At 70.2% G+C, this 17,753-nt stretch carries 18 protein-coding genes; 4 read left to right on the top strand and 14 right to left on the bottom strand.

Features of this window, described 5'->3' with window-relative positions:
• Positions 1–63 precede the first annotated feature (63 nt).
• From AC3A3L_RS18705 to AC3A3L_RS18655, 11 genes are all read right to left on the bottom strand, one after another.
• Entirely contained in the window at positions 64–225 is a 162-nt protein-coding gene (locus AC3A3L_RS18705; RefSeq protein WP_487641549.1) for a Flp family type IVb pilin, read from the bottom strand.
• Positions 226–299: 74 nt separating this feature from the next.
• Positions 300–476 (bottom strand): Flp family type IVb pilin, encoded by a 177-nt coding sequence (locus tag AC3A3L_RS18700; RefSeq protein WP_487641548.1) that lies wholly within the window; start codon positions 474–476, stop codon positions 300–302.
• A gap of 55 nt (positions 477–531) precedes the next feature.
• Positions 532–708, bottom strand: coding sequence for a Flp family type IVb pilin (locus tag AC3A3L_RS18695; protein ID WP_487641547.1), 177 nt, complete (start codon positions 706–708; stop codon positions 532–534).
• 294 nt (positions 709–1,002) lie between these two features.
• Positions 1,003–1,650, bottom strand: a complete 648-nt coding sequence (locus tag AC3A3L_RS18690; protein WP_487641546.1) for a response regulator transcription factor — start codon at positions 1,648–1,650, stop codon at positions 1,003–1,005.
• Complete coding sequence (locus tag AC3A3L_RS18685; RefSeq protein WP_487641545.1) at positions 1,625–3,217, bottom strand: sensor histidine kinase; 1,593 nt, start codon at positions 3,215–3,217, stop codon at positions 1,625–1,627. Before AC3A3L_RS18685 ends, AC3A3L_RS18690 begins: the two co-directional genes overlap by 26 nt.
• Before the next feature lie 10 nt (positions 3,218–3,227).
• Positions 3,228–4,154: a type II secretion system F family protein gene (locus tag AC3A3L_RS18680; RefSeq protein ID WP_487641544.1), complete on the bottom strand. Its 927-nt coding sequence runs from the start codon at positions 4,152–4,154 to the stop codon at positions 3,228–3,230.
• A 1-nt stretch (position 4,155) separates the two neighbouring features.
• Positions 4,156–6,051 carry a type II secretion system F family protein gene (locus tag AC3A3L_RS18675; RefSeq protein ID WP_487641543.1) on the bottom strand — a complete coding sequence of 632 codons (1,896 nt, stop codon included), beginning with the start codon at positions 6,049–6,051 and terminating at the stop codon, positions 4,156–4,158.
• Positions 6,048–7,490: a TadA family conjugal transfer-associated ATPase gene (locus AC3A3L_RS18670; RefSeq protein ID WP_487641542.1), complete on the bottom strand. Its 1,443-nt coding sequence runs from the start codon at positions 7,488–7,490 to the stop codon at positions 6,048–6,050. Before AC3A3L_RS18670 ends, AC3A3L_RS18675 begins: the two co-directional genes overlap by 4 nt.
• Before the next feature lies 1 nt (position 7,491).
• A complete protein-coding gene (locus AC3A3L_RS18665) occupies positions 7,492–8,751 on the bottom strand; it encodes a CpaE/TadZ family protein (RefSeq protein ID WP_487641541.1) in 1,260 nt (419 codons plus the stop codon).
• The gene (gene cpaB / locus AC3A3L_RS18660) at positions 8,748–9,530 is read right to left on the bottom strand and encodes a Flp pilus assembly protein CpaB (RefSeq protein ID WP_487641540.1); all 783 of its coding nucleotides are present in this window, start codon (positions 9,528–9,530) and stop codon (positions 8,748–8,750) included. The genes AC3A3L_RS18665 and cpaB overlap by 4 nt, the downstream gene beginning before the upstream one ends.
• A gap of 248 nt (positions 9,531–9,778) precedes the next feature.
• Complete coding sequence (locus tag AC3A3L_RS18655; RefSeq protein WP_487641539.1) at positions 9,779–11,575, bottom strand: AMP-dependent synthetase/ligase; 1,797 nt, start codon at positions 11,573–11,575, stop codon at positions 9,779–9,781.
• Positions 11,576–11,715: 140 nt separating this feature from the next.
• On the opposite strand from AC3A3L_RS18655, the gene AC3A3L_RS18650 reads away from it, so the two are divergent.
• The 3 genes from AC3A3L_RS18650 to AC3A3L_RS18640 are packed head-to-tail and all read left to right on the top strand — an operon-like array spanning position 11,716 to position 13,741.
• Positions 11,716–12,153, top strand: a complete 438-nt coding sequence (locus AC3A3L_RS18650; RefSeq protein WP_487641538.1) for an SRPBCC family protein — start codon at positions 11,716–11,718, stop codon at positions 12,151–12,153.
• Positions 12,154–12,167: 14 nt separating this feature from the next.
• Positions 12,168–13,364, top strand: a complete 1,197-nt coding sequence (locus AC3A3L_RS18645; RefSeq protein WP_487641537.1) for an ArsA family ATPase — start codon at positions 12,168–12,170, stop codon at positions 13,362–13,364.
• The gene (locus AC3A3L_RS18640) at positions 13,361–13,741 is read left to right on the top strand and encodes a hypothetical protein (RefSeq protein ID WP_487641536.1); all 381 of its coding nucleotides are present in this window, start codon (positions 13,361–13,363) and stop codon (positions 13,739–13,741) included. The genes AC3A3L_RS18645 and AC3A3L_RS18640 overlap by 4 nt, the downstream gene beginning before the upstream one ends.
• Positions 13,742–13,758: 17 nt before the next feature.
• On the opposite strand, the gene AC3A3L_RS18635 is transcribed toward AC3A3L_RS18640, so the two are convergent.
• On the bottom strand, positions 13,759–14,922 hold the full coding sequence (locus tag AC3A3L_RS18635) for a pilus assembly protein TadG-related protein (RefSeq protein ID WP_487641535.1): 1,164 nt from the start codon (positions 14,920–14,922) through the stop codon (positions 13,759–13,761).
• Complete coding sequence (locus AC3A3L_RS18630) at positions 14,922–15,371, bottom strand: TadE/TadG family type IV pilus assembly protein (protein ID WP_487641534.1); 450 nt, start codon at positions 15,369–15,371, stop codon at positions 14,922–14,924. Before AC3A3L_RS18630 ends, AC3A3L_RS18635 begins: the two co-directional genes overlap by 1 nt.
• 167 nt (positions 15,372–15,538) lie before the next feature.
• On the opposite strand from AC3A3L_RS18630, the gene AC3A3L_RS18625 reads away from it, so the two are divergent.
• Positions 15,539–16,498 carry an ROK family protein gene (locus AC3A3L_RS18625; protein ID WP_487641533.1) on the top strand — a complete coding sequence of 320 codons (960 nt, stop codon included), beginning with the start codon at positions 15,539–15,541 and terminating at the stop codon, positions 16,496–16,498.
• Here AC3A3L_RS18625 and AC3A3L_RS18620 read toward each other — a convergent pair.
• A complete protein-coding gene (locus tag AC3A3L_RS18620; protein ID WP_487641532.1) occupies positions 16,483–17,718 on the bottom strand; it encodes an ornithine cyclodeaminase family domain in 1,236 nt (411 codons plus the stop codon). The two genes, AC3A3L_RS18625 and AC3A3L_RS18620, sit on opposite strands and share 16 nt — an antisense overlap.
• Positions 17,719–17,753 lie beyond the last annotated feature (35 nt).

The following is a 17,753-nucleotide window of genomic DNA, read 5'->3' as shown; positions in this document are numbered from 1 at the left end:
AGCAGCGGAACGTGGTGCGGCGGTGTCGACGTACACCACCAGCGGCGGTGCAGTCCGGGGCGGTCAGGGGCCCAGGACTCCAGCCGGGATGGTGAAGAGCTTTGCGACGCTGATGCCGAAGGCGGTGACGCCGCCGATGATCGCGATGGCGATGAAGGCGACCATCAGCCCGTACTCGACGGCCGTGGCGCCGCGATCGTCGTGCTCACGGGGTGAGACGCTCATGGGCGTTCCTCTCGACTGGGGGGAATGGCAATGGGGCCGGACGTCCGCAGACGCCGGCCCCATTGCCGCCGCGCTCAGATCGCGGCAGCGATCTCGGTGAAGAGGCCGCCGAGCTTGCCGCCGAGGGCGGAGACCATGGCGATGATCGCGACCGCGATCAGTGCGACCATCAGGCCGTACTCGACGGCGGTGGCGCCCTTCTCGTCGCGCTTGGCGATCATGAGGTTCAGGAAGTTCTCGAGGAGCTGCATGGTTCTCATGCCTTTCTGCACTAGACGAGGTCGACCCCCGAGGGGTCGAGGGGGATCAGATCGCGGTGGCGATCTGGGTGAAGAGGCCGCCGAGCTTGCCGCCGAGGGCGGAGACCATGGCGATGATGGCGACCGCGATGAGGGCGACCATGAGGCCGTACTCGACGGCGGTGGCGCCCTTCTCGTCGCGCTTGGCGAGCATGAGGTTCAGGAAGTTCTCGATGAGCTGCATTGTGTTCCCCTTGTCGGAAGTTTGTGAGATGCGGTGTCCGAGCCCGCTCGGACCCGACGAAGAGAAGTCTTCCCGAGCACCGTCCTCCGCGGATCGGGTGATCGGCCGCAGGTGGGTAGTCCCTTCTGACTATCCGCGCTGCACCCACGAGCCCCGCCGACTAGCACTCCGGACGCGCCTTGCCGGAAGCGCTGCGAGGCGTGCCCGATCGTGGTAACCACGCACCACGGCGGCCGCACGGCCGAGGCCGAGCGACCGCCGTGGTCGCAGGGGAGGTGGCGCCGCCGCCCAGGCTCAGAACCGTTGCGGCGCCAGGTGGTCGAGCATGCCCAGGCGCATGGCCGTGACGAGTGCCTGGGCGCGGTTGGCCGCGCCGAGCTTCTGGTAGATGTGGGTGATGTGGGTCTTCGCCGTCGACTCGCTCATGTAGAGCCGGCCGGCGATCTCGCCCGTGCCGAGTCCGTCCGCCAGCAGCGCCAGGACCTCTTCCTCCCGGCCGGACAGCCGAGGTGTGCTGGGAGCGGTCGCCCGGCGCATCATGGCGCCGCTCAGACCGGCGCAGAGGAAGGTGCGGGGAGCGACGGCGGCGTGCTTGGCGGCGCTGACGACCTCGGCGGCCTTGCTGTCCTTGCCCACGAACCCGGACGCGCCGGCCTCCATGGCCGCGAAGATCTGGTCGTCCCCGGCGTGCATCGTGAGCACCACCAGGCCGGTCGTGTCGCTCCGCTCGCGCACGGCTCGGACGACGTCCAGCCCGTGCCCGTCGGGCAGCTGGAGGTCAGTGACGACGACGTCCGGCTTCAACGCGTCGTAGGCGGCGATGCCGTCGGCGACGCTGCCGGCCTGACCGACGACGGTCATGTCCTCGTCCCGCTCGAAGGCGCGGGCGAGGCCCTGGCGGATGAGCTCGTGGTCGTCAACCAGTAGCACGCTGGTGCCCATGGGCCTTCTCTCTCTGTGGGTCTGCTGTCATCAGCGACCGGAGGACGACGACGGTTCCGCCGTCGGATCGGGGGGACACCTCGAGCCGGGCACCGACTGCCTCGGCGCGTTCTCGCATTGTCTGGAGCCCCCAGTGGTGCTCGCGCGGTCCAGCGTTGCCGACCCCGTCGTCCTCGATCGAGAGGCGCAGGGTCGTGCCGTCGGAGTCGAGGGTGACCCACAGGTTGCTGGCTCGGGCGTGCTTGCGGACGTTGCTGATGGCCTCTTGCGCCACGCGCAGCACCTCGGTTGCGGCGCGGGGCGGCAGGGACGGACCGGACTCCGCCAGCGACAGGTGGACCCGGAGACCGGTCGCGTGGCTCAACTCACGGGCGTAGTCGGCCAAGGACGCTGCCAGGCGTCCGTCGGTGACCTCGTGACGCAGGTCGAAGATGGAGAACCGGATCTCGGAGACCAGCCGCGTGATCTCCGCCCGGAGCGTGGAGGCGAGCTCGCGAGTCTGCATGTGGTCGCTGATCGACTCGATCTCGTCGACGAGGTAGCCGAGGCCGACGATCTCCTGTGCCACACCGTCGTGCATCTCGCGCGCGATGCGGTTGCGCTCCTCCGCGGTCGCGAGGGCACGCACGTCGTCGAACAGCACGGCGGTGTCGAGGCGGACGGCGAAGTCGTCGGCCACCAGCTGGGCCCGTTCGTCGAGCTCTCGGGTCCATCGCGGAACTCCGACCAGGACGCAGTACCCCAACGTCTGCGCCGCGCCTCGCAACGGAACGACAGCTGCGCCCGGGGTGCGGTCACGGTCGCCGATCGCGATCTCCGCGGCCAGCCGCTCGACGTCCTCCGCACCGTTGAGTGCGCGCAGCGGGTCGTCGGCGTCGGAGTCGGCGTCGACGACGAAGACGGTGGTGCGGGCGCAGCCGGTCGCCTCTCGCATGGCGGCGTCCAGGTCCTCGGCCAGCGCCGCGCTGTTGAGGCCGAGGGAGCCTGAGCTCGCGAGCTGGTGCACGCGTGCCATCAGCTGGTGGGCGACCGCGTGCGGTGCCTGCCGGGCCGCGAGGCTGCGGATGGAGCGCGACTGCCAGCTGGCCAGCAGCCCGGTGCCGAGCCCGGCGAGCAGCCACGGGGTCACCGTGGCGAGCCGGGCGGCACGGTCCGGGTCCGACGAGGCTGCCAGGACCGCGATCGTGGTCACCGCTCCGACGAGGGCCGCATTGAGGGTCGTGACGAACCCGTGCTGGATGCCTGCGACGACCGTCGGGACCGCGACGTAGGCGATCAGGCTGCCGGGGGGAGGCGCGCTGGTCAGGATGAGCGCGACCAGGGCGGTCTCGCACACCGGGATGAGCGGCACGCGGCGGTCGAGGGATCTCCACTCCAGCGCCGAGCAGGCACCCGCGATGATCACCAGGGCACCCAGGAGCGGGCCGGCTTCCTCGAGCTGGCCCTTGCTGAGCAGGGTGCCCGTCACGAGGGCGAGCGCGAAGACCCGTACGGCCGTGGTCGCGCGCCAGGTGCGCAGCGGCACGGGCCCGGCTGCCGTCGAATCGATCCCCGAGGAACGAAGCATGACTACTGTTCTACTCGCTGAAGGTCGTCGCGATCGAGACCCCCGCGGGTCCGAGGATCACGATGAAGATGCACGGCAGGATGAACAGCACCAGCGGGATCATGATGCGGACGGGCACCTGCTGGGCCTTCTCCTCGGCCCGCTGGCGGCGCTTCGTGCGCATCTCCTGGCTCTGGATGCGGAGCACCCGGGCGATCGGGATGCCGAGGCTGTCGGCCTGCACCATGGCACTGCAGAAGGACTTGAGGTCGGGCAGCGAGGTGCGCTCGGCCATGAGGCGCATGGCGTCGACGCGCCCGACGCCGAGCTGCATCTCCTGGAGCAGTCGCGCGAACTCCTGGTTGAGGGGGCCGTCGCCGTTCTTCGCCACCCGGCTGACCGCGGCGTCGAAGCCGAGGCCGGCTTCCACCGAGACGGTGAGGAGGTCCATCGCGTCGGGGAGGGCATTGCGCATCTGCGTCTCGCGCTTCGTGCCCGCGTTGTACAGCAGCACGTTGGGGAGCACGTAGCCGAAGGCCGCCACCGCACCAGTGGCCAGGACGACACGGTAGAACGGCCAGTCCTGTCCCAGCAGGTAGAGGAAGCCGAGCACGCCGAAGACCGCGAGACCGAGCACCTTGAGGCCGATGATGCGGTTGACGTCCCAGGCAGGCGGGTTGCCCGCGATGTTCAGCCGGTACTGCAGCTTCTGGGCCGTGTCGGCCCGCACCAGGCGACGGCCGAGGTTGACGAGGCGGTCGCCGAGCGGACCGAGGACCCGCTCGGCGAAGGGCTGCTCGATCTCGGACTTGAGTGCTGCCGGGGCGCTGTCGAGCGCCTGGATCGCGGCCACGGACCGGGCCACTCCGCGACGCTCCTGGTTGACGACGCCGATGACCGAGAGGCTGAGGGTCAGCGCGGCGAACATCAACACGGCGCCCAGCATGAGCAGCGACATCTCAGACCTCGACCTTCGCGAGCTTGAACATGAAGAACCCACCGATGGTGAGCAGCACGACCGCCGCGGCCATCAGGATGAAACCGATGAACGTGGTGTAGAGCACCCGGATGTACTCGTTGTTGGCGAAGAACATGTAGATGAACAGGGCCGGCGGCATGCCGCCGAGGATGTAGCCGGACAGCCGACCCTCGGCGCTCAGTGCCTTCACCTGGCGGCGGAGGTACTCGCGCTCGCGCAGGGTGTCCGCGACCGTCGTGAGGATCTCGGCCAGGTTGCCACCCACCTCGCGCTGGATCCGGATGGCCATGACGATCCAGCCGAAGTCCTCGCTCTCCATCCGCTGGCCCACGCCCTCGAGCGCGTCCGTGATGTCGACCCCGAGGCGCTGCTCCACGAGCGCACGCCTGAGCTCGCCCGCCATGGGCTCGTTGCCCTCGCGCACGACGGTGTCGACCGCCTGGGGGAGCGAGAGACCTGCCTGGAGGCCACCGGCCATCAGGCCCAGGGTCTCGGCGAGCTGGCCGTTGAACCGGTTGAGCCGGCGCGAGTGGCGGAACTTGAGGTAGAGCCACGGGCCAACGGCTCCCAGGGCAAGACCCAGCACGGCGAGGCCCGCGCCCCCGAGCACGAAGCCGGCCACGGCGGCACCGACGGCGATGCCGGCGTGGAGCAGCAGCCACTCGGACGCAGTGAGCGCAGAACCGGCCCCGGCGAGCCGCTGCGAGATCCGGGTCTCGAGGTCGGCGGTGACCACCTTGTCCGCGAGCGCCACGGCGGAGCCCTTGATGTCGGCGGTCGTGTCCGACTTGCGCTTGCCCGACTTGCTCTCGCCGAAGTAGGCGTCGAGACGCCTGTCGGCCGACGACTTGTTCGGCCCCGACAGGGCGACCGAGAGCACGCCGGCGAGACCGAGTGCCAGGGCTGCGGCCCCGAGCAGCATGCCGGGGGTGCTGACCAGCGACTTGCCGGAGCTGACGATGTCCGGAGTGCTCGCGGCGGCGCCGATCGAGACGAAAGCCGAGTCGGTGTACGGCGTCCCGCCGGCGTCCACGCTGACCGTGAGGTTCACCTCGTCGGAGGCGTCCTGCGGCCGCGTGAAGGTGACGACCAGCTGTTGCGCGAGCGCGTCGGCCTGGGCGGAGAAGACGTCCTGGAGGGCGCTCTGCTCGGCCGGGATCACCTGGCCACCGGTGGCTTCGGCCACCGCCGACATGGTGTCGGCGTTCTTGGGGTTGGCCAGCGAGACCACGTCGACGACGACGCCGGCGTCCGTGGCGTCCTTCGTCACCACGTCGAGCGTGGTCGAGCTGCTCGTGTCGCCGCCGTCGGACAGCACGAGGAGCGACCGCGATCCCTCGGTGCCCACCTGTCGGAGCCCCTCAGCCATCGCGTCGTAGACCGCAGTGCCCTTGCGCAGGGTGATGTCGGCCAGTGCCGCGCGCACGGCATCGTGGTCGGTCGTGGGCTCGATGACCTCGCCGAGGTCACCGGCAAATGCGACGAGTCCGATCCGGACGTCGGTCGGAGCCGCCGACAGGAAGGTGTCGACAGCGGTGGTGGCCGAGGCGAACTTGTCGCGCTGGAGCATGCTGTTGCTGGCGTCGAGCACGAGCACCGTGGTGCGCTCGACGTCTCCCGCCGAGATCACCTTGGCCGTGGAGTCCACGGTCCGGCCGTCGACGTCGACCTCCACCGAGGCGGGGTCCGCAGCCGCTCCCGGAGGAACGCCGTCGACGCCGAGCACGAGGGACACGGTGCCGTCCTCGGTCTCGATGTGGTCGATGCTCACCGCGTCCGCGGCGCTTGCCGGACTCGCAGCCGTCAGGGCGAGGACGCCGCCGGCGGCGACGGCTGCCGTGACCCGGACGGCACGTCGGGCGTACGAGCGCTTCATCGCAGGGTTCCCCCGGTGGCGAAGATGGCGGGGTCGACGTGGACGCCGTGGTCGGTGAGCCGCTCGAGGAACCGGGGACGGAGCCCCATCGACTTCAGCCCGCCCTTGAACTTGCCGTTCTCGTCGAGCCCGGCCGCGTAGTCGAAGAGGAAGACGTCCTGCGTGGTGATGATGTCGCCCTCCATGCCGACGATCTCGGTGATCGCCGTGATGCGACGGGTGCCGTCCTTGAGGCGGGTCTGCTGGATGATCAGGTCGACAGCGCTCGCGACCTGCTCGCGGATGGCGCGCACGGGCAGGTCCATGCCCGCCATCAGCACCATCGTCTCCAGACGCGCGAGGGCGTCGCGAGGGGTGTTGGCGTGCAGGGTCGAGATCGAGCCGTCGTGACCGGTGTTCATCGCCTGCAGCATGTCGAGGGCCGCGGCGTCACGGATCTCACCGACGACGACGCGATCAGGACGCATGCGCAGCGAGTTCTTGACCAGGTCGCGGATGGTGACCGCGCCCTTGCCCTCGATGTTCGGGGGGCGGGACTCGAGTCGCAGGACGTGGTCCTGGACCAGTCGGAGCTCGGCGGCGTCCTCGATGGTGACGATCCGCTCGTCGTCGGGGATGAAGGACGACAGCACGTTCAGGGTCGTCGTCTTGCCGGCGCCCGTTCCACCCGAGACGAGGATGTTGAGGCGGCCCCGGACGCAGCCCTCCAGCAGGTTGGCCGCCGGTCGCGTGAGCGTGCCGAAGCCGATCAGGTCCTCGACGGTGTACGGGTCCTCCGAGAACTTCCGGATGGTCAGCTTCGAGCCGTCGAGCGCGAGCGGGGGGATGATGGCGTTGACACGGCTGCCGTCCGGAAGACGCGCGTCACACATCGGACTGGTCTCGTCGACCCGGCGACCGATCTTGCTCACGATCTTGTCGATGGTGCGGCGGAGGTGCGCCTCGTCGGTGAACGACGTGGGGACCTTGACCAGCTTGCCGCTGCGCTCCACGTAGATGTCCTGGAAGGAGTTGACCATCACCTCGGAGAGGTTGGGGTCGCGCAGCAGCGGCTCGATGGGACCGTAGCCGAGGATGTCGTCCGCGATCTCCTGCGACACCCGCGTGCGGTCGGCCGACGACATCGGGATGTCGGCGTCGGCGATCGCCGTCTGGAGGGCGAGACGCACCTGCTGCTCCAGCTCGGACTGCGTCATGTGCGCGTCGTAGAGCTTCGGGCCCAGGGACTCGACGAGTCGCTGGTGGACGACCCGCTTGAGGTCCTGGAACGGGTCGCCCTTGGGTGCGGCGGTCGCGCGCTTGGGTGCGGTGGTGACTGCTGCCGGGACGCTGCTGGCGCCACCCGCGGTGCTTGCTGCGCCCGGGGCGTTCGGCACGGGCGCGTCGTTCGTCTCCGCGCCGCGACCGCGCGCCGCGGCCAGTCGGTCTGTCAGGCTCACGTCAGCTCCTCCTCAGGCGGAGCCGGGAGCCGCTCGACTTCCGGCTCGACGGGTTGTCGTCATCGGCGGTCTCGCCGGCGATGGTCGCCACGGACTTGGCGAACGAGACGAGGGCCTTGCTGTTCTGGTGTCCGGGGTATGCGCTGACCAGCGCCTCGCCGCGGTTGACCGCGGCGAGGACCTCACGGCTCGACACCAGGGAGCAGTCGGCCTTCAGCGCGAGGGTCTTCTCGTACTCCTCCGCCGTGAGGCCGACCTTGCCGTCGGCCCTGTTGAGGACGAACTTCCAGGTCGACTTCGAGAAGTTGAGCATCTCCAGCGTGCTCGTCGCGAGCTTGAGCGCCTTGAGCGACGGGATGTCGAGGGTGCCGACCAGGACGATGAGGTCGGACCGGTCGAGAGCGCACAGGGCGTGGTCGTCGAACACGCCGGAGGTGTCGACGACGACGAAGTCGACCATCCGGCGGAGGACGTCGAGCAGCTTGCCGATGTCGTCCACAGAGGCCTGGTCGGGAGAGTCCAGACGCACCGGGGCGGCGACGACGGACAGGTTGTCCGAGTGGTGCGTGAGGATCGACCCGATGCCTTCGGCATCGATGACTCCGTTGAAGCCCACGAGGTCGTTGATGGTGCGGTGCGGCGTGAGCTGCAGCATGATCGCGACGTCGCCGCTGTTGACGTCGAGGTCGACCAGGCACACGTTGTGGCCCTGACCGGCGAGCGCGACCCCCATGTTGGTCGCGACCAGGCTCTTGCCGACCCCGCCCTTGGTGGAGAACACCGTCACGACCTTGCCGCGAGGTGCGTCTGCCTCGGCCTGGGCGTCCGCCGCGGCCTTGGCCACCTCGGCGGCCACCTGGGCGCGTGCCGTCTCGGCAGCCGCCTGCACCTCGTCGGAGAGCGTCTGGCCGATCGCGTTGGCCACGCTGCGCGCGCGCTGCACGGCGGTGGTGATGCCTGCCAGGTCACGTGCGGTCACCACCTCGCGCATCCCGCTGCGCAGGGCGAGCGCGAGGGTGTTGCTGTCGACGTCGTGACGCAGCAGGATCACGCCGAGGTCCGGACGGTGGATCCGGGCCCACTGGGCAAGCTCTGCGGCTGCCTCGCCGGGGACGGACGGACCGATGACGACGGCGAACTCGGTCTCGGCGGTACGGATGTGCTGCTCGAGGCTCTCGAGGTCGGCGAACGCCTGCGACCCGTGGAGCATCGCCTGCAGGACGGACCGTTGTGCGCCGTCGGGCTCGAGGACGGCGGTCACGGCTGCCTGCCGAGGTTGAGCTCGGGGAAGACGTCGCCGAGCCGGGCACCGGGCTGATCGGAGATCTTGGTGTCCTCGGTGAGGAGGGCGAAGTTGAGCTCGGAGGTGCGGTCGGCCTGGAACAGCTTCTCCGCCTCGTCCTGCGTCACGGCGACCGTCAGGATGGTGCGTGCCACCTCTTCGGTCGTGGCGCCGTCCTCGCCCTCGGTGGTCCTGGAGCTGACGGATGTCGTACCGACACCGAGGACAGGCACCCGGGTGAGGACGATGCGGGTCAGGCTGCCGAGCTTCTGCTCCTTGTTGTCCGGGAGGAGTGCGACCGGTTCGAGGGCGGTGGCGAACACCGCGACCTCGTTGCCCGGGTTGACGAAGCCGGCGACCCGCTCGAAGTCAGTGAGCTCGATCGAGACGGCCATCTTGCCGTCCGGGATCACCAGGCCGCCCTGCGTGTCGCCCAGGCTGCCGAACTTCTTGGCGATCAGCTGCTCGCCCGGGTAGATGCTGCCGATGGCCACGAGGTCCGAGATGGACGACGTGGAGGAGAGTGCGCCGTCGACGAGGTCGGCGCGCCGCACCTCGGCCTTCTCGATCTTGCCGGCTTCCTGGGCATCGCTCACCGTCTCGCCGGTATCGATGGTCTCCGCTGCCACGAGGACCTCGACGAGCTCCTGGTCCTTCGTGGCGCGCGCATCGATCCCCTGGACGTAGAGCACGATCATCACCGTGCCGGCGAGTGCGATGAGAACGGCGACGAGAAGAAGTACGGATCGACGAGCCATGGTGCGGTCCTTCGCGAGTAGTGGGAGCCCCACGGCGGGGTCCCGGGCGCGCAGGAGGGTCCGGGGGATCAAGCGGTTGACGGCCCCGAAGCCATCCCAGCGCGATGAATCTAGGGCGCGCTCGCTGAGCCCGAGGGCTAAACCTCGCAAACCACCCGATCATGGTCCGGGCGTAGTCCGTTGTGACTAGGTCGACGTAGTCGAGGTCTAGCCTGTGCTGTCGGTCCCGCCCGACCCGAGGAGGTCACTCACCCGAGGTAGAGCGCCTCGATCTCCTCGCGGGACTCCCGCATCACGACGCGACGCTTGAGCTTGAGGCTTGGCGTGAGCTGGCCGCCCTCCTCGGTCCACTCGCCCGTCAGGATCGTGAACTTGCGGATCGACTCGGCCTTGGAGACCGCCTTGTTGGCCTCGTCGACGGCGTCCTGGATGGCAGCGACCAGGTCGGGGTCGTCGACCACGGAGGCGAGGTCGGCGGACTTGCCGTGCTGCTCGGCCCACGCCGGGAAGGTCTCCCGGTCGATCGTCACGAGAGCACCGATGAACGGCTGCCCGTCGCCGACGACGAGGCACTGGTCGACCAGGGCGTGGGCCCGGAGCCGGTCCTCGAGGACGGCCGGTGCGACGTTCTTGCCGCCGGCCGTCACGAGGATCTCCTTCTTGCGCCCGGTGATGCGGACGAAGCCCTCGTCGTCGACCTCGCCGACGTCGCCGGTGTGGAACCACCCGTCGTGGTCGACCGCCTCAGCGGTCGCCTCGTCGTTGCCCCAGTAGCCGGCGAAGACCTGGCCGCCGCGGAAGAGGAGCTCGCCGTCGTCGGCGACGCGCACGCTCGTGCCGGGCAGGGGGCGCCCGACGGTGCCGATCTTGGTGGCGTCCGGGAGGTTCGCGGACAGGGCGGCCGTCGTCTCGGTGAGGCCGTAGCCCTCGAGCACGGTGAGGCCGATGCCGCGGTAGAAGTGGCCGAGCCGGTCGCCGAGCGGCGCACCACCGGAGATGGCGTACGCGCAGCTGCCGCCCAATGCCTGGCGCAGCTTGCCGTAGACGAGCCGGTCGAAGAGCGCGTGCTGGGCCCGGAGGCGCACCGGCACCCGCTTGCCGTCCGACGCGCGCGACCAGGCGATCGCCACGTCGGCGGCGCGGTCGAAGATCTTGCCCCGACCGTCGGCGGTGGCGCGCTGCGAGGCGCTGTTGAAGACCTTCTCGAACACGCGCGGCACGGCGAGGATGAAGGTGGGCCTGAACTCGCCGAGGTCGGTCACCAAATTCTTGATGTCGGCGCTGTGGCCCATCTTGGCCCGGCTCTTCACGCAGCCGACCTGGATGATGCGGGCGAAGACGTGGGCGAGCGGGAGGAACAGCAGCGTCGACGCGTCGTCGGTGTCGAAGAGGTCGGCGAGCTCGTCGACGGCCACGCCGAGCTCGAACATGAAGTTGCCGTGCGTCAGCATGCAGCCCTTGGGCTTGCCGGTCGTGCCGCTGGTGTAGATCAGCGTCGCGACGTCCTGGGGCGTCGCCGTGGTACGACGCTGCTCGAGGAGGTCGTCGGAGATGTCGGAGCCGAGTCGTCCGAGGACGTCGACCGCGTTGTCCTGGAGCGACCACACGTGCTGGAGCTCGGCGAGTTCGCCGGACCGACGGGCCTCGCGGACACGGGCCAGGTGGTCCGAGCCCTCCGCCACGATGGCGCGGGCACCGGAGTCCTGGAGGATCCAGCCGATCTGCTCGGCGGAGGACGTCTCGTATATCGGCACGGTGACCGCGCCGGCGAACCAGATGGCGTAGTCGAGGAGCGTCCACTCGTAGCGCGTCTTGGACAGCAGCGCGACCCGGTCGCCGACCTCGACGCCCGCCGCGACCAGGCCCTTGGCGACGGAGCGCACCTCGTCGAGGAAGGTCGCCGCCGTGACGTCGTCCCACCCGTCGTCCGTACGGCGGCTGAACACCACGGTGTCGGCGAACTCGAGCCCGTTGGTGACGACGTCGTCGGTGAGGTTCCCGGTGGTCGGGATGGTGGTGCTGAGCGGCGTCGAGAACTCCCGCACGGTGGAACCTCCTGAAGGGTGGTGGACTGCGGTCCGCAGGCTATCGCCTGAGGGATCTCACCCGGCTTGCCGGGCGAGCAGCCCGAGCCTCGCTGCCGCTTGCGGCAAGAGGTTGGGCCTACATGTCGTAGGCTCCGGCCATGGCCGAACAGACCTCCTCGTCGATCGTCGTCGACGCTCCTCCGGCCGACGTGATGGCCGTCATCGCCGACTTCGAGTCCTACCCGGAGTGGGCCAAGGGCGTCCAGAAGGCCGAGGTGACGGTGCCCGGCGACGGCGACCTGGCCGAGCAGGTCTACTTCGCGCTCGACGTCTCGCCCATCAAGGACGAGTACACCCTGGCCTACGACTGGGACGGCGACCGCGAGGTCACCTGGACCCTCGTCGAGGGCAACATGCTGCGCGCGCTCGACGGGGCCTACACGCTCGTCGACCGCGGCGACGGCAGCACCGAGGTCACCTACCGCCTCGCGCTCGACGTCACCATCCCGCTCATCGGCATGCTCAAGCGCAAGGGCGAGAAGATCCTCATCGACGCGGCGCTGAAGGGTCTCAAGAAGCGCGTCGAGTCGCGCTGACCAGCGGTCCGGACATGCGGATCCTGCTGTTCACCGGCAAGGGCGGGGTGGGCAAGTCGACCCTGGCCGCCGCGACCGGGTGTGCGAGCGCGGCGGCCGGCCACAGGACGCTCGTGCTGTCGACGGACGCCGCGCACTCGCTGGCCGACGCGTTGGACGTCCCTGCCACGTCGGAGCCCTCCGAGGCCGCCCCGAACCTGTGGGTCCAGCACGTGGACGCGCAGCAGCGCTTCGAGCGGTCCTGGGCCGACATCCAGGGCTACCTGCTCAGCGTGCTCGACGTGGCGGGCGTGGATCCCGTCGCAGCGGAGGAGCTCACGGTGATCCCGGGCGCCGAGGAGGTGCTCGCACTGCTCGAGGTGCGGGCGCAGGCGAGGTCGGGGGAGTGGGACGTGCTGGTCGTCGACTGCGCGCCGACCGCCGAGACCCTGCGGCTCCTCGCGCTCCCGGAGGCGCTCGGGTGGTACATGACCCGCGTCCTCCCCGTCGAGCGACGCGTCGTCAAGGCGCTCAAGCCCGTCCTGACCAAGGCCGCGGGCGTGCCGATGCCCGAGGACTCGGTCTTCGACGCCATCGAGCGGCTGCACGCCGACCTCGACGACGTACGCACCGTGCTGACCGGGCCGCAGACGTCGGTCCGCCTCGTCCTGACACCCGAGTCGGTGGTGCTCGCCGAGGCCCGCAGGGCGTACACGTTCCTGACCCTCTTCGGCTACCGCGTCGACACGGCGATCGTGAACCGGGTCTTTCCCGAGGACGGTGCGGACGAGTGGCGCCGCGGCTGGGTGGCGGCGCAGCAGCGCCGGCTGGCGGACGCCGCCGACTCGTTCGCCGGGCTCGAGCTCCGCACGTCGGTCTACCGCGGGACCGAACCCGTGGGCCGGGACGAGCTGCTCGACCTGGCGGCATCGACGTACGACGGTGCTGACCCGATCGCCCCGGGCCCGGCCGTCCCACCCATGTCCGTCCGCACCACGCCCGCCGGGCTGGTGCTGTCGCTTCCGCTTCCCCTTGCTGCGCAGGACGACGTCGGGCTCGTGCGCAAGGGCGACGAGCTCATCGTGTCGGTTGGCTCCTACCGGCGCCTGCTGACCCTGCCCTCCGGGCTCGGGCGGCACCGGGTGGGCGGCGCCCGCGTGCGAGACGGCCGGCTGCAGGTCAGGTTCAGCGAGCCCGCTGTCCCGACCCATCTGTCCGAGGAGGCCCTGTGACCGGCGCCGAGCGCGACGACGTCGGGTCGCTGGGGGAGGAGGCCGCCAAGCTCCTCGGCGCCCTCTCCGGGTGGGCCCGGGAGCAGTCGGCTCAGGCAGGCGACGGACTGTCCGGCATCGCCTCGCAGGCAGCAGCCTCCGCGCACGAGCTCGACGACCACCTCGCGACCGGTGCGGCCGAGTGCACGGTGTGTCCCGTCTGCCGCACCATCAGCGCGGTGCGTCAGGTGAGTCCCGAGGTGTCGACCCACCTGTCAGCTGCGATGAGCTCCCTCGCCCAGGCGGCCGCGGCGTTCCTGGCGACGGCCCCGCGCACACCCGGCGCCACGCACGACGTCGAGCGCGTCGACCTCACGGACGACTGGCCGGACGACTGACGTGATCCGCGAGCCGGCTACTCCACGAGTCGCGTGCGTCGGAGCCCGCCGTCACAGTTGGTGTTGCCCAGGCTGCACTCGGCCTCGATGTTGGAGCCGGAAGCGCTGATCTGGACGTACTTGATGATCAGGTAGTTGACCGAGTTCCCGGAGTCGTCGTCCCCTGCGTACATGTTCGACGGCAGGCCGGAGCACTCGCCGCTGGTGGAGTGGTACTTCTCGTTCTTGCTGAAGTGGTAGCCACAGATCACGGCCCCGAGGAGCTTGTAGATCGGGAAGGTGGCGTTGTTCCCGCTTCCCTGGATGGTGCTGTCGGCGCACTGCGGGGGAGCGCAGAAGACGGGGAAGACGGCTGCCACGCTGTTGTCCACCAGGTACTTCCACGAGGACGCCACCTGGCCGGAATCGAGGTTGCCCGGGTTGGACTCGAGGCAGGATCCGTCCGGGGTGGCGCCGCCGAGGCAGGCAGCCTCGAGGGTGGTGGTCAGCTGCTGGGCGGTCTGCGACTCCGACTGCGCTGTCACCACCGAGGCGCCCTTCGCACAGCCGTCACGAACGTCGATGACCATCTGGCTGGTGGAGTTGTTCGAGGCACCCGGGCAGTCGACCGTCCACCACGCGCCAGAGGCGTTGCCACACGACGGAGGTGCGTCCTTGGGGTAGTCGAGTCGCACGAACGGGCCGGCCGTGAGCTGTGTCGAGCACATGGCGAGAGGACGCATGCGGGTGTTGGTGTAGGGGCCGACCTCCAGGGTGGCGGTCGCCGCTCGGCTCGTCGTCACCTGGGACTGGCCCCCGAACACCCCCGCGAACCGTGCCGGAGTGGTTCCTGCGTTGCCGAGCCTGACCTGGAGCGACTTGCTCGTCGCGTCGCACTTCACCTCCCACGTCGTCTCGCTCCAGCTGGCGTCGGGGTAGTTCTTCTTCGCGACGTCGACGGCCACCGCCTTCGCCGCGGCGACGGCGACGGAGTTGCTCCGGATGCTGTTGCACGAGCCGGGCGTCTTGACCAGCGACTGGGCACCAGCCAGTGCTCCGGCGTCTGCCGCCTTCTGCAGGTTGCGGTTGCTGACGTAGGCCGAGCCCAGGTCGATGGTGAAGGCCGACAGGCCGATGAGGAAGACCGCGAGGATCCCGACGAGCACGGCCACTGCGCCGTCCTCGTCCTGGCGCGCAGGCATCACTGGTACTCGCACTGGAACTCCGCCTTGCTGGTGAGCGTTACCGAACCGGGGATGACGGACGACGGCAGGGGCCACGGGATCATGAACTTCGACCTGACCGTGCCCTTGACGATCATCCGGCCGCCGTAGGCGCTCCCCTTGCACGTCGATCCGACTCCGCCGTCGTAGACGACGCTGATGGGATCGGTCAGTGAGCGCGCCGTCGCGGTGGAGTTCCACTGGTCGGTCGCCACGGTGATGGGAGTCGGGGCCGTAGTGCCCCGATCCACGACACCCGCGCGTGCACCCGCCCGCACGGAGTTGTCGAGTGCCAGCTGCTGGGCGAAGACGAAGCCGAAGTTCACGATGCCCGCGATGATCATGAGCAAGGGGACGACGACGATCGCGAACTCGACGGCCGACGCACCGCGATCGGTGCGGTCGTCGAGGCGTGGGCGCCAGCGCATGAGATCCCCTTTCCCCGAGATGTTCGCCCGCCACCGTAGGAGGTGTCGGTCTCGGGTGTCGCTGGTTTGACGACACTCGTGAGCCTCCGTGACGCGAGATGGCTAGAAGTGACTACTGAGACCATCCGATCGGGCCATGCGGTGCGTCGTACGCCAAGATGTGGCCCGTGGACGAGGGCGTGGTGGTCGGGGTCGACATCGGTGGCACCAAGGTGCTGGCGGGCGTCGTCGACGACGAGGGGCGCGTCGCCCGCACAGCACTTCGTACGACGCCCGGGCGCCGTGTGGTGACCAGCTGGGTCGAGGACGCGCTGGTCGATGCCATCGTCGATGCTGCCGCCGGCGCGCCGCTCGTGGGTGCCGGGGTGGCCGCCGCCGGATTCGTCGACTCCGCGGGGGAGCGGGTCATGTTCGCGCCGCACCTGCCGTGGCAGGGCGAGCCGCTCAAGGAGCTGCTGGAGGAGCGCCTCGGCTGCCCGGTGGGCCTGGACAACGACGCCAACTGTGCGGCGCGCGCGGAGGCCCGCTACGGCGCCGCCCGTGGCGCCGCGTCCGCGCTGATGGTGACGATGGGCACCGGCATCGGGGGCTCCGTCCTGCTCGAGGGGCGTGTGGTGCGCGGCGCCAACGGGATGGCGGGGGAGTTCGGGCACATGCAGGTCGTGCCCGACGGCCAGCCCTGCGAGTGCGGCCGGCGGGGGTGCTGGGAGCAGTACTCGTCCGGCAATGCTCTCGTCCGCAACGCCCGCGCCCTGATGGTCGAGCAGCCCTCGGTGCTGGGGGAGATGACCGACGGCAACCCCGATCGGGTGACCGGACCGATGGTGACCAGTGCGGCCGAGCAGGGCGACCTCGTCGCGCACCGTGCCTTCGCCTCTGTGGGGCACTGGCTCGGCGTGGGCGTGGCGAACCTGGTCGCGGCCCTCGACCCCGAGGTCGTGGTCGTCGGCGGTGGCGTCTCAGCCGCGGGCGACCGGCTGCTGGAGCCCGCCCGGGACGCGCTCCGCCGCACGTTGGTCGGCGCAGCACATCGCCGGGTTCCCGACCTGCTCGCGGCCGAGCTCGGGCCGCAGGCGGGGATGATCGGGGCCGGGCTCCTGGTCGCCGGGGATCAGCCGCGGCGGTAGTCGGCGACCAGCTCGAGGGCGAGCTGCTCCAGGAAGAGCCCGACGTCGGTCACGATGCCGCGCCCCTGGCCGGTGCCGCGGTCGGCGAGCCGGGTGACCATGGCCGGGTTGATGTCGACGCAGACCAGCGGGACCGACGCGGGCAGGAGGCTGCCGGTCGCGACGGCGTACAGCTGGGTCGCCATCATCAGGCAGTAGCCGATGTCGTGGATCTCGGCCCGCATGGCCCGCTGGCCCTCGACCACGTCGGTGTGGACCTCGGGGAGGGGTCCGTCGTCGCGGACGGACCCGACCAGGACGAACCGCTTCCCGGCGGTGACGATCGCGTGCATCACGCCGCTGGGCAGGACACCGTCCCGCACCGCGCGCTCGATCGACCCGGCCCGGCGGATGGTGTTGACCGCACGGACGCGGTGCTCGTGGCCGTGCTCGTGGCCGGGCTGGGCACTGGTCTCGGGGGTGGGACCGAAGAGGGCGGTCTCGATGTCGAGGGCGGCCACGGCGTTGCCCGCGAAGAGGACGTCGACCCACCCTGCCCGCACGAGGGCGGTCATGGCAGGTACGCCGCCGGCGTGCACGAGCCCCGGGCCGGCGACCCAGAGGAGTCGCTTCCCGGCTGCCCGCGCGTGCCTCATCCCGTCGGCCACCTGTCGCACGAGGACCGTCTGCGGTCGGTCGGTCCCGGGATCCATGTCGAACGAGGCGACGGGGTCGGCGCCGGGGTCGTGACCCGGCACGGCCACCTGGATGCCGGTCGCGCCCACCACGATCCGCATGCCGCGGGCGACGTCCGACATGGGCACCGTCCGCACCCGCACGTGGTCGGGTATGGACTCGTCGACGACCAGGCCGCAGTCCATCTCGGGGTTCTCGACGTCGTACCACCGGCCGCCGAGACGCACGCGCGTCTCGAGGTTGGTCGTGGCGTAGAAGCCGTCGGGCAGCACCCCGTCCTGATCGGCGGTGCTGACGGAGGCGTCACCGTGGGCGACCTGGTTGACCCCGCGGGTCTGCAGCCGCATGAGCAGGCGCTGGAGCGACTCGTCGTCCGGGGCCTCGACGGTGATGCGGGCGCTGCTCGGGTCGTGCGCCTCGTGGCCGACGTCGAACTCCTCGATGACGAAGTCGCCGCCGTACTCGCGGATGTCGTCGAGGACGCGCGACAGGATGCCGCTGTCCATGAGGTGTCCCGTGACCTCGACCGTCTCGCGCGCCCCCACGCGGCAGACCCTACGCCTGAGGGAGGCCGGTCGTG

The organism is Nocardioides sp. Soil_C_8, from assembly GCF_057656315.1.
The sequence above is the reverse complement of the archived record's forward strand: the minus strand, read 5'-3'. Positions and strand labels throughout refer to the sequence as shown.

Bases quoted from the DNA above. Each gene is read 5' to 3' on its own strand.
- AC3A3L_RS18650 (WP_487641538.1), top strand. From the start codon at position 11,716: ATGGCCGAACAGACCTCCTCGTCGATCGTCGTCGACGCTCCTCCGGCC.
- AC3A3L_RS18705 (WP_487641549.1), bottom strand. From the start codon at position 225: ATGAGCGTCTCACCCCGTGAGCACGACGATCGCGGCGCCACGGCCGTC.
- AC3A3L_RS18630 (WP_487641534.1), bottom strand. From the start codon at position 15,371: ATGCGCTGGCGCCCACGCCTCGACGACCGCACCGATCGCGGTGCGTCG.
- AC3A3L_RS18690 (WP_487641546.1), bottom strand. From the start codon at position 1,650: ATGGGCACCAGCGTGCTACTGGTTGACGACCACGAGCTCATCCGCCAG.
- AC3A3L_RS18675 (WP_487641543.1), bottom strand. From the start codon at position 6,051: ATGAAGCGCTCGTACGCCCGACGTGCCGTCCGGGTCACGGCAGCCGTC.
- AC3A3L_RS18680 (WP_487641544.1), bottom strand. From the start codon at position 4,154: ATGTCGCTGCTCATGCTGGGCGCCGTGTTGATGTTCGCCGCGCTGACC.
- cpaB (WP_487641540.1), bottom strand. From the start codon at position 9,530: ATGGCTCGTCGATCCGTACTTCTTCTCGTCGCCGTTCTCATCGCACTC.
- AC3A3L_RS18685 (WP_487641545.1), bottom strand. From the start codon at position 3,217: ATGCTTCGTTCCTCGGGGATCGATTCGACGGCAGCCGGGCCCGTGCCG.
- AC3A3L_RS18645 (WP_487641537.1), top strand. From the start codon at position 12,168: ATGCGGATCCTGCTGTTCACCGGCAAGGGCGGGGTGGGCAAGTCGACC.
- AC3A3L_RS18695 (WP_487641547.1), bottom strand. From the start codon at position 708: ATGCAGCTCATCGAGAACTTCCTGAACCTCATGCTCGCCAAGCGCGAC.
- AC3A3L_RS18700 (WP_487641548.1), bottom strand. From the start codon at position 476: ATGCAGCTCCTCGAGAACTTCCTGAACCTCATGATCGCCAAGCGCGAC.
- AC3A3L_RS18635 (WP_487641535.1), bottom strand. From the start codon at position 14,922: ATGCCTGCGCGCCAGGACGAGGACGGCGCAGTGGCCGTGCTCGTCGGG.